Origin of the sequence: Methanococcoides sp. NM1 (assembly GCF_900774285.1) — an archaeon.
In the GTDB taxonomy this organism is placed as follows: domain Archaea; phylum Halobacteriota; class Methanosarcinia; order Methanosarcinales; family Methanosarcinaceae; genus Methanococcoides; species Methanococcoides vulcani.
Map to the genome: position 1 here is coordinate 38760 of NZ_CAAGTW010000010.1, position 12035 is coordinate 50794.

Here is a 12035-nt window from a genome sequence, read left to right on the forward strand (position 1 = left end):
TTCACTTCGCCTTCTTCATCGCATTCCTGCGAGCTGCAGCTGCTGCTTCACACTTGCGGTTAGCACAGTATTCTTTGGCATCTTTCCCCTGCTCTTTCACACGTATGAAATGCCAGCCACATCCCTCACACACCTTATCCATTACGGTCAGCCTTCCTGCCTTTGGAATCGATTGCGTATGACCACAACGTTTGGTACATCCCAGAAAACGGGAATCCTTGGTAGTGATCAGGAACATCTGACCATCGCAGGACGGACACGGACCTACCACTTCAGGAGGGAAGCATTCTTTTTCCAGGTCACATGAGAAGCATGGACCAATACCAACAGACCAGTAGTATTTGTTCCCCACCTTTATTACCGCAGCACCGCCTTTTTTGCACTTACGGGAGCGTTGCACCGCCAGTGCACCAGCTTTAGGAAGTGGGAATGTGTTCTTACACTGCGGATAGCCTGTACATCCCACAAAACGACCTTTGTCCGTAGTAACTATGCGAAGCATACGATCGCATTCGGGACATGTGCCAATATGGCTCTTCTTGTCCGCTGCAACAGCTTCATCAGTAATTGTACCTGCTATCTGGGATACCATAAGTTCACGGTTCTTCAGCAGATGGGAATACATCTCCTTGATAAGGGCAGTGCCTTCCTCAAGGGCCTGTGGGAACTTCTTAGTTCCATCCTCCACATCCTGAATGAGAGATTCTATCCGGGCACGGATATCCGGTTTGACAAGTATGGGCACAGAGCTGTTCAGTGCATCCATCAAGGTGAAACCTGTATCCATTATTGCAATGGTCTTGCCCTTTATTTCAAAATAGCCGCGTTTCTTGTTCGTTTCGATATGAGAAGGTGCGGTTGCCTTGGTACCTATACCATGTTTATCCATAAGGGTCAGCAACTCCGCTTCCGTAAGCCTCTTTGGAGGCATTGTCTGTGACCTGATGTTGTTGATCTTCTTCACATCTACAACATCATCCTTTTCGAGATCAGGCAAGAGCTTATCCTTTGGTTTCTCAAAAGGATAGACTGCAAGCCAGCCGGCACTCTTCTGAATAGAACCTGTGGAATCGAACAGTTCGTCCTCTACTGTGAGCTCAAAGCGTGTCTTTTCAAATATAGCTTCAGGCAACAGGTTTGCAATAAAGTGCCTTACGATAAGGTCATAGATGTCCCATGCATGGGACATCTTGACAGCTTTTTCCACCTCTGCACGGGAACCAGCCTTGATCGGATGGATAGGAGGGTGGTCATGACCATCTTTCTTCCCGTTACGGGGAGTTATTGTGTTCTGAGAGAGAAGCAACAAGGCAAAGTCCTGGTAATCGCCTCTGATAAATCCTTTGAGGATCTTCTTGAAATCCATATCATCAGCATACTTGTTGGTCTCTGTCCTGGGGTAACTTGTAAAACCGGAAAGGTAAAGCTGCTCTGCGATCTCCAGAGCCTGTCCAGGACTTACACCAAGGTATTTGGATGAACGTTTCAGGAACTCATTGGTGTTAAGAGGGAACGGAGCATTGGTTTTCATCTCCTTTACGGTCTTCTTTGACACCACCGCGGTCTTACAGCCTTTCAGCTTGCTGAATATAGCATCCGCATTTTCCTTTTCATAGATATGACCTCCGCGGTGGGCCCCTGCAAAATCGGTTCCTTTTCCGTTGAAAAGCCCTTCTATCTTCCAGAACTCCTTTGAATTGAAATTGCGTATGGCAAGTTCACGCTCATAGACAAAACCACATGTAGGTGTCTGGCATGGGCCAACAGACAGCACGCCTTTGGTCCTTGCACGCTCCCTCACGGAAAGAGTTACAAAGCGAGTAAATGCTGCACCCATCTTAAGGTCAAGTATCTGTCTTGCCTCCGCGGACATTGCCATGTTCTCATCCGGTTCCACAAGATTGGTAAAAGCCTTCTCGATCTCACTTTTTGAAAGAGAAGAGAATCTGGCACGCTTGACTGTTGATCTGGATACCTTTTCAGCGATGGATTTCGCCTCAAAACCGATATTTTCCCCTTCCCTGTCAAAATCGCAGGCAAGTACGAGAAGGTCAGCATCCTGTGAAAGCTTCAGTATCGCATTGCCAAACGGGGCTTTTGTGATCTGTTTTATCGGTTCGGTGTCCAGAAGCATAGCAGGATCAACATCCCTCCAGTTATTGAACTCCTCCGGGTAATCATAGCCCATGATATGTCCTGCAAGTCCCATTACTCTCCATAGGACACCGTTCCTCTGGAACTCATAAACAGGAATCCCGGCTACAATTGTTCTTCTGGCCGAGCCGCCGGCTAATATGTTCGATATCTGAGCTGCAGCTTTGTTCTTCTCTGTGAATACGACTGTGGTCATGGAAATTCAGGTAAATAACGTTTTCAAATCGCGGTACTGTTCCTAAAAAAGGAGTGACATGAAATGGTGCTAACAGTACATTAATTATCGTATCGATCAGACTTATAAGGTCGAAAATGAGAATTTTTCAGCGATAGTTAAGAGATCAAGGCAAACTGATGAATACTCCGGCAGGTATTAACTATTCTACAATTTTTAAAACATCCCGGGAGTTTAAAGGTTAGGATAGGAAAAGTCAGGAAATCTAAGAGATCAAAAAATAGTGAGCAGGAAAGCTCACCTTGAAACCATAACATCTACCTTGGAGTGACGCAAAACTTCCTCCGCAACACTTCCAAGAAGTAATCTTGTAAGTCCTGTCTTTCCAAGACTGCCCATTACAATAAGATCCATTTTGCCATCTTCTGCATACTTGACGATCTCTTCTGCCGGATGACCCTCAAGAACCACAGTTTCAACCTCAACACCACTTGATGAGCAGGCATCTGCGACCATTTCAACAGCCTTTTTAGCCTCCCCCATCATGACCTTGAATGGTACTTCCCATTGCATCATCCTGGAGCCTATAGGCATTGAAGAAGATGGATGTGTAGGTACTACACAAATCGCATATACCTTTGCATCAAGTTTTTTTGCAATATCGATCCCGGATAAGATCGCCCTATCCGCATTCTCTGATCCGTCAGTAGCTATCAGGATCTTCTTATATTCATTAGCAGTCACACAATTACCCCCTTGTTGATCTGTAAGCAGTGCTTGTTGCACTTTGCCAAATAAATATAAACTTCAATAATATATCAACTTTCCCAAAACATAATAAGAGACTGACATTCCTGAGAGTATGAAAGATATATATGTATCATTGCTGTATTGAATCCTAAGAACCGGCTATAATCATGCTGAAAATCATTTTTTCGGAGTTACAATGACGTTAATGGAAGATGCAAATAAGGGCCTTATCACTCCAGAGATAAAACGTGTGGCAGAGGTAGAAGGTATCGATGCGGATACAGTTAGATCCTGCGTTGCAAAAGGACTTGTAACGATCCCAAATAACATCAAGGGAAAATCCCGGGCATTCGGTATCGGAAAATATATGAGCGTAAAGATCAACGCTAATATCGGGACCTCCAGGGATTTTGTAGACATTGAAGATGAAGTTGAGAAAGCTAAGGTCGCCGTTGCCTATGGCGCTGACACGATCATGGACCTTTCCACAGGCGGAGACCTTGACCTGATACGTCAGAGGATCATGGATGCGGTGGATGTGCCAATAGGTACCGTGCCAATATACCAGGCTGCAGCTTCCCACAAGACCGTTGTTGATATGACATCCGATGACATGTTCAATGCCGTGCGTAAGCATGCTGAGGACGGAGTGGACTTCGTCACCGTCCATGCAGGTGTCAACTACAATGCAATAGAGAGACTCAAGAACAGCGACAGGATCACAAATATGGTCAGCCGTGGCGGTTCATTTACCTTTGCGTGGATGATACACAACGAGCAGGAAAATCCTTTCTACGCAGAATATGACTATCTTGTTGAGATAGCAAAGGAATATGACCTTACCTTAAGCCTTGGGGATGGCATGAGACCGGGATGCATACATGATGCATCTGACGGACCGAAGTTCATGGAATTTATCACACTCGGCGAACTTGTGAGCAAAGCAAGACAGTCTAACGTACAGACCTTTGTTGAAGGCCCCGGACATGTACCGTTGAACGAAGTTGAGCTCAGCGTAAGAGCAATGAAGGAATTATGCCATCAGGCACCACTTTACCTGCTGGGCCCACTTGTTACTGACATTGCACCTGGCTTCGATCACATCACAGGTGCGATCGGAGGTACACTTGCCGGCATGTGTGGCGCGGACTTCCTCTGCATGACCACACCTGCAGAGCACCTTGCACTTCCAACTGTAGAGGATATCCGTGAGGGTGCCACTGTCACTAAAATAGCAGCCCATGCTGCCGACCTGACACGCGATGGTCAGAAAGAGCGTGCACGCGCACTGGATGACAGAATGGCAACAGCCCGCGCAGAGCTTGACTGGGATACCCAGTACGAGATCGCTATTGATACCGAAAGGGCTCGCACTATCAGGGAGAAAAGGCACACTGGAAGCGATGCATGTTCCATGTGCGGTGAGCTTTGTGCAATGAAGATCGTCAAGAGTGCACTTGAAGAAAGCAGGCAGAAGAATAATTCTTCTTCCTGATCTTCTTTTTTCTATCATACCAACATTTCTTCATTTTTATCGTTTCTTCCACCGAAAATTTCCGTCTTTGCTTTTTTAACTTCGATTTAGCTACGTTTTTCGCCTTTTCGCCTTTAGCGTCATTCTTGACCAAACCGTTACTACTTAATTCGTCGCTGCCGTCAATCCTGTCGAAATATCGAAACGTTTAAATCCCTTGGACTTCATAAGGGAACTTGACGAAAAATAGACAGGTTTGTAGATATTCGGAGATGATGCAATGAGTATTCTGGCTGATCAGGACAAAAATGGACAAGAGACGGTTATCGAAACTATTGGTTTGAAAAAGAGCTACTATCTGACAGATGTGGAAGTCCCCATACTTCACGATATCAATATCGACGTGAAAAAAGGGGATTTCGTAGCGATAATGGGTCCATCAGGTTCCGGTAAAAGCACTCTTATGAACATGCTTGGATGTCTTGACAGGCCCACTGCCGGCAATGTGATGGTCATGGGGATGGACATCAACAGGATCTCCGATATCGAACTGGCAAAGCTCAGAGGAATGGAGATTGGGTTCGTATTCCAGAACTTCAACCTGGTCTCCAGGCTTTCAGCCCTTCAGAACGTACTTTTGCCTACCTATGCAAACCACAGACCAAATATAGATGTGAGCGAACGTGCCCGGCAACTCCTTGATCTTGTGGGACTCTCAGACCGTATGGACCACAAGCCAACCGAGCTATCAGGAGGGCAAGCCCAGAGAGTTGCTATTGCCCGGGCACTGATCAACGATCCTGCCATAATCCTTGCAGATGAGCCTACAGGAAATCTTGACTCAAAGACAAGCGTCGAGATCATGGAACTTTTTTCAGACCTCCACAAAAAAGGAAGTACAATAATCATGATCACACACGACCCTGAAACCTCATCATATGCTGACAGGACTATCCATGTGAAGGACGGCTATATCGAAAATAACTAAGGTGATGATCATGCAAAGAAGCAACTTCAAAATATCAAATGAATTACCCACATTCGCAATCCTTCTGGTGCTATTGACAGTAATGTTGATCCCTGCATCAGCACAGGAGAGCAGCGCAACAAGCCTTGACGTGGATGTCCAGAAGTATGAACCATATCCTGCAGAGATAGGACAATACGTTGACGTCTGGATTAAAGTGGAAAACTTCCGTTCGGGACAATCCGATGACGTGTCCATCAAACTAATACCCGAATATCCACTCTCCCTCGATTCAGAAAAAAATGCCATCAAAGAGATCGGCATACTCTCACCTGACAGTGCATCCGTACAGGAGTACCGCCTGTATGTGGACGAAAATGCAAAACCAGGAACAGCTTCTTTTGATGTATATTACAGAGGCGATAGTGATAGCCCCTGGATAAAAGATACTTTTGAAATGAAGGTTGGTTCTACGACCTTTGAAAGCAAGGGAACACTTGAACTGGAAGATATTACAGCCAACCCCGGAGTATTCAGCCCCGGAAATACAGGGACCATTAGTTTTACGCTTACCAATACTGCCACAGAGAACACAATAACATTCGAAGGCAAGGACTACGACACTAATGCACGTATCCAGTCTGCAGCCCTTTCCGGCTCCGACATTATCCAGGTGACAAGCGGAGAACAGGATGCAGGGATGATCGGACCGGGTAATTCGGTCACACTTACATTTAATGTGGAAGTTCCTGAGGATACGCCGGATGGAACATACTACCTTGACCTTTCAATTATCGGGAATTCACACGCCTACAATAACAACTGGAGAGTTCCACTTACAGTTGACAGCTCATCCCTCAAAATGATTCCCTCAAAGCCCATGACACTTGTCAACGGAGAAGGAAAGATCCAGTTCGATGTGGCAAACCTCCATCCAAATACACTTTCATCCGTAAGTGTCAGACCGAAAGCTGAAGGTGTAAGGTTCTCACCGGCAGAGTATTTTATCGGGACCATGAAGCCTGATGAGCTTTTTACTATAGAGTTCACTGCAGTGGTAGAAGATGAAGAAGTACTAACCCCACTTACGCTGAACGCAGAATACAGGAACGGTTTCAACGAGCACGCAGCCTCCGAAGAAGTCGGTAGCTTTGACCTTACACAGGAAGACAACGGCAATGGTGTCACAAGCGCTGCAGCCGCCTTTGGACTGGTGGTAGTTGCCGGATCGACACTCTTTGTCTATAGGAAGAAGAAACAGGATTAATTGCAGGAGTGATGGACATGGTCAACCTCAGGCAGTCACTTGAGATCGCAACGGGAAGCATCTTCAACTCAAAGCTTCGTTCCACTCTTACAACCCTTGGCATAGTTATCGGTGTAGCTGCAGTTATAGCAAATGTGGCCATTGGTGCAAGCTTTAACCAGTACTTTGACGAGGAAATCGGGACCATTGGATCTAACTTCATATATGTAGGAGCAGGAGCAAATGAGGCAAACGTCCTGTTCGATAATGAACTGGAGGTCGTCAGGAACACCCCCGGCGTGGTAAGGGCTTCCCCGCTCAATGAACAGGTTGCAGAGGTGATGTACATGTCGGACTCGAGAAGGGTGACGATCATTGGAGTTACAGGCGACTATGACGAGGTCGCTAACATCCAACTCAGTGAAGGAAGCTTCATCAAGGACAATGACCAGTACGTTGCCGTTATTGGAAATGAGATCTCAGAGGATACTTTTGACCGAAGGCTGGCAAACAAGAATTCCATAGATATAACTTTCCGAACACGCGATGGTGAGGAAATCACGCAGACCTTCCAGGTAAAAGGAATTGTAGAAAAATCCGAAGCAAGTTTTATTTCAACAGGACTGGACTCGGATACAAGCATATTCGTCCCAATTTCCACAATGAACGAGATCCTCTCAGTAAACGATTATTCCGGAATATTTGCAGAAGGCGAATCCATAGATACTGTCAGTGAGACCTCGGATGAGATAGATAAGAGGCTCGGACGCTATATGGGCATCTCTTCAAGGGACATGGAGAAGGACGATGTCAAACCGTACTTTATCCTGGACCAGCAGGAGTTGCTTGAAGAGGCCGGAAGCCTCTCAGATGCCCTTACTGCACTTCTTACAGCAGTTGCACTGATCTCACTTGTTGTGGGCTCCATTGGTATCATGAACATAATGTTAGTAACGGTAACAGAACGCACATCCGAGATAGGATTGATGAAGGCTATCGGGTACTCCAATTATGATGTCCTGACAATGTTCATTGTGGAATCCGCTGTTGTCGGAACCATAGGAGGGGTCCTTGGTGTGATCCTCGGATGCCTTGGGGCCTATGGTGCTGCAACCTTCATGAGCCTGCCTGTGGTCTTGCCTGCAACAAAGATATTCGCAGGGTTTGTGATTTCGATACTGGTCGGTCTGATTGCAGGCGCTTATCCAGCTAACAAAGCTGCGAAGATGAAGCCAGTGGATGCATTGAGACATGACTGAGGAAAGATGAAGAAGTCTAAAATGAAGATGAGATCAAACAACTGATATTGATGCCATAAAGGATAAACAAAAGAGAGAACAAGGTGAATTAAGATGCTTGATAGCTGGATATTTTTCCCGATAAACGCAATAGTGTTCCTGATGTTTGCAGGGCTTGCAATAGCAAGTACACTATTCTGGCTCTGGACGCTTATCGACTGTGCAATGAACGAACCTTCGCAAGGAAATGATAAGCTTATATGGGTAATTATAATAGTATTTACTCAGTTATTGGGTGCATTGGTATATTTCTTCTTCAGAAGACCAAAAAGGATCGCACAGGAAATATCAATGAGTTCAGAAAATTAAAAAGTACATAGGAGGGAGAACATATGGTAGAAAGAGGCATGAAAAGTATGATACGGGATTTTTTTGGCGTGGTCACACGTAAACAGACCTATCTGAACCTCACATACCTGTTGTTCTCTTTCCCGCTTGGAACAGCATATTTCATATTCCTTGTGACCGGGCTTTCAATGGGCCTGAGCCTTTCGATCACCCTTATCGGCATTCCCATACTCCTGTTGATGCTTGTAGCCTGGTGGGAGCTGGCATCCTTTGAGAGGCAACTTGCTATCTGGCTTCTGGGAATTGATATCCCGCCAATGGAATCCCGAAAGGTCACAAACCAGAAGATGACAGAGAAACTGAAAGGATATATCATGAACCCGGTCACATGGAAAGGACTGGTTTTCCTGTTCATCAAGTTCCCATTGGGAATATTCACGCTAATAGTTTCATTCATGCTAATAGCACTCACAATAACCCTAATTGCGGTACCCTTTATCTATAAGACCGCTTACATGGATCTCGGATCATACCAGGTGGATTCACCTGCAGTTGCTATTGCGATAATGCTTGGAGGCCTGCTTTTAGGAATTATTTCACTGCATATTATGAATGCTCTTGCAAAGCTTTCCGGAATACTGGCCTACCACCTGCTTGGAAGTACAGGGTCTGCAGGTATCGATGAGAATGATTATACATACATCGAAGATGTCGAGATCGAAGACGATACAGAAGAGGAAAGCTCAGACACAACAATGGAAACAACATTGAAAGCACCAGCAGAAAACGAAGATGTTGTGGATAGAGCTGAAGATGATCCACAGAATTGAGATGTTGTTAGAGATATTGTTTGAAACGTTTTTAGAGAACAATTTGTGTTCCGGATAATGAAGATAATACCAGGTCAGTAACGATCGACCTAAGATCAAACTTTCATTTTGGCCAGATCACCGTAGAAGTCAAGTATCAATAATGTTAGCTTATTATCAAGGTTCAGGCTAAAGGTGCGGATCTGTTTGCCAAGGCGTTTCTCGGTAACGATGTTCGCTTCAAGCAAAGGTTCGATGACCCTTGCGACACTTGAATGGGAAAGACCAGTCTCCTCCGCAATGCCGGATAAATAGGTTGACTCACCTTTGTGGTGGATAAGGTTCTTCAGAACAGTTATCTGTGCCGTCTTTCCGAATATTTTTTCAAGAGCATCCATTAATATCATCATTAAATATACAATAATAACTTATAAGACTTTCTAATAATTGGCTGGTAGATTCAAAATATGAAGAGACCTCATTATATTTAGAAAGGCTTTAATAATATCATTCATTTATGTTTAGATATATTTCAAAGTTGTGGTATATATGGAAAAGGAAACGCTTGACAAAGACATCCTGAGACTTCTCGGGGAACAGCCGGATATCAGCACCAAAGAAATTGCAGATAAGCTATCTGTTTCTGAAGACTTGGTGGCAAAAAGGGTCGAGGCCCTTTCAGATACCAGAGAGAAGATCCTTATCGTGGATGATGAACCTGATGCTGTTATCGCCACCAAAAGAGCACTTGAAGCAGATGGATACAATGTCATTGATGCAGGAAATGGTGCTATGGCATTCGACCTCCTGAAATCCGACATCCCTGACGTGATCCTTCTCGATGTAATGATGCCGGATATGGACGGCTTCGAGGTATGTAAGAGACTGAAAGACGATCCTGCGTACAGGAACATACCTGTCATAATGCTTACTGCAAAAGGAGAGATCGAGGATAAGGTAGGTGGTCTTGATATCGGAGCAGATGACTACGTAACAAAACCTTTCAACCTGAAGGAACTGAAAGCGAGGATCAAAACGGTGCTAAGAAGAGCACAGGACTGATACTTATAACGCACTTTTTGTGCTGACCCCTCATGTTTGCCAGAAAAAGCAGATGGAATGCGATCATCGTTCTTTTCATAACGATGCTCTTTATCAGCTCGATCCTTTTTCTAGGGATCAGGGCCAACACTGAGGTTGAAGAGCAGTTCATTGACCAGTTCACACAGGGACAGACATCACAGGCACAGCAGATCTCCACCGGCATAACCACTTTCCTTAATGAGAAGGTTACCATGCTGGAGGTTCTTTCCATACAACCCCACCAGATACCAGATGATAATTTTGAAAGCACCTTTACCAGCATATATGAAAAATCAAAGGGATTTTATGTTATTGAATATGCGGACGAGAACGGAACTATAATATCAGGGTATCCCGAAGAGAACACACCGCTAGGATACAACCTGTACGAGAATGAAAATAACATCCCTTTTGACATAATACAGCAAACCGGTGAAACTTATATTACCGATCCACTAACCACATTTGAGAAAGAACTGGCAATATATGTTTGGGTGCCTGTATACGTCGGTGAAGATGATTTTAAAGGCGCCTTTGTTGCAGTTATCGAGATCGATGAGATCGCTGAAGAGACGATAAAAACGGAAAATCCTGCAGGATATATCTACCTGATCAACGACCATGCAAGACTTCTCTACGATAGTGCTGAGACAGAACTTATTGGAAAGAACTACTTTGACATTGTGAACGAACCTGATGTCAGCCGCCTTGAAATAATCGGAATGCAGACAGAAGGGCTTTCCGGCAGTGGAAGTTTCTCGGAAAGGAACGAGAACGGTTTCCTGGAGCAGAAGATCATATCCTACGAACCTGTGATATGGAAGAACCAGCAATGGTCCGTAGGTGTTGTTACACCGCTGTGGTATGTGGAATCACTTGTCCAGTCAATATACATTAAGCAGGGACTCTTTGCAATGATCTCTGTTGCATTCATCCTCTTCATCGGTTCATTTATAGCACTGATCCTGTTCTCCTGGAACAAGACGCTTGAGGATGAAGTAAAGAGTAAGACATCGGAGCTGGAAAGGTCGAACGACTACCTGCAAAATGCCAACCGGAAACTGAAAGAGCTTGACAGGCTCAAGAACGATTTCGTGTCAATGGTATCACATGAGCTGAAAACGCCATTGACAGCAATGAAAACCTCCAGTGAGTTCATGAAGGAAACCGAATGCAACCCTGAGGTCAAGGAAGAGATGCTTGATCTTATTATACGGAACATTGATCGTCAGGCAAGAATGGTGGATGACCTTCTGGACATCTCACGCATTGAATCCGGCAGGATGAAGTTCAATCCGGAAGACGTGAATGTAAGGGATATCGTTGAGACTTCCCTGCAGACAGTTGAAAAGCAAGCGAAGGATAAAGGAATTGATATCAAGGTTGGATATCTGGAAGAGAGCCTTACCATCAAGACAGATAAGGACAAGCTTATCCGGGTATTTGTGAACCTCCTGACGAACGCCATCAAGTTCACACCACATAATGGAGAGGTGGAGATCAGCGTAACGGATTTCGGAGATCACATCCAGGCAAGTATCAGGGACAATGGTATCGGCATATCCGCTGAGAAGCGAGAAAAAATATTCGATAAGTTCTATCAGGTTGACAGTACCGCTACAAGAAAAGCAGGCGGCACAGGTCTTGGGCTGGCAATCATCAAAGGAATTATAGATAGACAGGGCGGCAGCATATTCGTGGAAAGCGAGACCGACAAGGGCAGTACTTTCACATTCATATTACCAAAAGAGCTAAAGGAAGAAGACTTCACAGAGATAGAGCAGCATTAAG

The 12035-nt window shown here is 45.0% G+C and carries 11 protein-coding genes; 8 read left to right on the forward strand and 3 right to left on the reverse strand.

The genetic code is table 11. The features are described from left to right. Nucleotide 1: 1 nt before the first annotated feature. Nucleotides 2–2350 carry a DNA topoisomerase gene (locus tag E7X56_RS10280; RefSeq protein WP_135606671.1) on the reverse strand — a complete coding sequence of 783 codons (2349 nt, stop codon included), beginning with the start codon at nt 2348–2350 and terminating at the stop codon, nt 2–4. Nucleotides 2351–2626: 276 nt separating this feature from the next. Next, nucleotides 2627–3073 carry a universal stress protein gene (locus tag E7X56_RS10285; RefSeq protein WP_135606672.1) on the reverse strand — a complete coding sequence of 149 codons (447 nt, stop codon included), beginning with the start codon at nt 3071–3073 and terminating at the stop codon, nt 2627–2629. Nucleotides 3074–3275: 202 nt separating this feature from the next. On the opposite strand from E7X56_RS10285, the gene thiC reads away from it, so the two are divergent. The 6 genes from thiC to E7X56_RS10315 all read left to right on the forward strand — a co-directional run bounded on the left by thiC (nt 3276) and on the right by E7X56_RS10315 (nt 9182). Continuing rightward, nucleotides 3276–4574 (forward strand): phosphomethylpyrimidine synthase ThiC, encoded by a 1299-nt coding sequence (gene thiC / locus E7X56_RS10290; protein WP_135606673.1) that lies wholly within the window; start codon nt 3276–3278, stop codon nt 4572–4574. A 259-nt stretch (nt 4575–4833) separates the two neighbouring features. Continuing rightward, nucleotides 4834–5541, forward strand: a complete 708-nt coding sequence (locus E7X56_RS10295) for an ABC transporter ATP-binding protein (protein ID WP_135606674.1) — start codon at nt 4834–4836, stop codon at nt 5539–5541. A 10-nt stretch (nt 5542–5551) separates the two neighbouring features. Next, a complete protein-coding gene (locus E7X56_RS10300) occupies nt 5552–6787 on the forward strand; it encodes a COG1361 S-layer family protein (RefSeq protein ID WP_135606675.1) in 1236 nt (411 codons plus the stop codon). A gap of 17 nt (nt 6788–6804) precedes the next feature. Next, entirely contained in the window at nt 6805–8025 is a 1221-nt protein-coding gene (locus E7X56_RS10305; protein WP_135606704.1) for an ABC transporter permease, read from the forward strand. 93 nt (nt 8026–8118) lie between these two features. Then, nucleotides 8119–8373, forward strand: coding sequence for a PLDc N-terminal domain-containing protein (locus E7X56_RS10310; protein ID WP_135606676.1), 255 nt, complete (start codon nt 8119–8121; stop codon nt 8371–8373). A 23-nt stretch (nt 8374–8396) separates the two neighbouring features. Beyond that, entirely contained in the window at nt 8397–9182 is a 786-nt protein-coding gene (locus E7X56_RS10315) for a sensor domain-containing protein (protein WP_135606677.1), read from the forward strand. Between the two features lie 95 nt (nt 9183–9277). On the opposite strand, the gene E7X56_RS10320 is transcribed toward E7X56_RS10315, so the two are convergent. Then, on the reverse strand, nt 9278–9559 hold the full coding sequence (locus E7X56_RS10320) for a MarR family transcriptional regulator (RefSeq protein ID WP_048194805.1): 282 nt from the start codon (nt 9557–9559) through the stop codon (nt 9278–9280). Between the two features lie 151 nt (nt 9560–9710). Between E7X56_RS10320 and E7X56_RS10325 the strand changes: the two genes are divergently transcribed. Both E7X56_RS10325 and E7X56_RS10330 read left to right on the forward strand, forming a co-directional pair. Further along, on the forward strand, nt 9711–10223 hold the full coding sequence (locus E7X56_RS10325) for a response regulator (protein ID WP_135606678.1): 513 nt from the start codon (nt 9711–9713) through the stop codon (nt 10221–10223). 32 nt (nt 10224–10255) lie between these two features. Then, nucleotides 10256–12034, forward strand: coding sequence for a sensor histidine kinase (locus E7X56_RS10330; RefSeq protein ID WP_135606679.1), 1779 nt, complete (start codon nt 10256–10258; stop codon nt 12032–12034). Nucleotide 12035: the final 1 nt, after the last annotated feature.

What these genes read in the sequence shown, in the direction of transcription:
- E7X56_RS10330 (WP_135606679.1), top strand. Translation starts at nt 10,256, where the DNA reads ATGTTTGCCAGAAAAAGCAGATGGAATGCGATCATCGTTCTTTTCATA.
- E7X56_RS10315 (WP_135606677.1), top strand. Translation starts at nt 8,397, where the DNA reads ATGGTAGAAAGAGGCATGAAAAGTATGATACGGGATTTTTTTGGCGTG.
- E7X56_RS10305 (WP_135606704.1), top strand. Translation starts at nt 6,805, where the DNA reads ATGGTCAACCTCAGGCAGTCACTTGAGATCGCAACGGGAAGCATCTTC.
- E7X56_RS10280 (WP_135606671.1), bottom strand. Translation starts at nt 2,350, where the DNA reads ATGACCACAGTCGTATTCACAGAGAAGAACAAAGCTGCAGCTCAGATA.
- E7X56_RS10295 (WP_135606674.1), top strand. Translation starts at nt 4,834, where the DNA reads ATGAGTATTCTGGCTGATCAGGACAAAAATGGACAAGAGACGGTTATC.
- E7X56_RS10300 (WP_135606675.1), top strand. Translation starts at nt 5,552, where the DNA reads ATGCAAAGAAGCAACTTCAAAATATCAAATGAATTACCCACATTCGCA.
- E7X56_RS10310 (WP_135606676.1), top strand. Translation starts at nt 8,119, where the DNA reads ATGCTTGATAGCTGGATATTTTTCCCGATAAACGCAATAGTGTTCCTG.
- E7X56_RS10325 (WP_135606678.1), top strand. Translation starts at nt 9,711, where the DNA reads ATGGAAAAGGAAACGCTTGACAAAGACATCCTGAGACTTCTCGGGGAA.
- thiC (WP_135606673.1), top strand. Translation starts at nt 3,276, where the DNA reads ATGACGTTAATGGAAGATGCAAATAAGGGCCTTATCACTCCAGAGATA.
- E7X56_RS10320 (WP_048194805.1), bottom strand. Translation starts at nt 9,559, where the DNA reads ATGGATGCTCTTGAAAAAATATTCGGAAAGACGGCACAGATAACTGTT.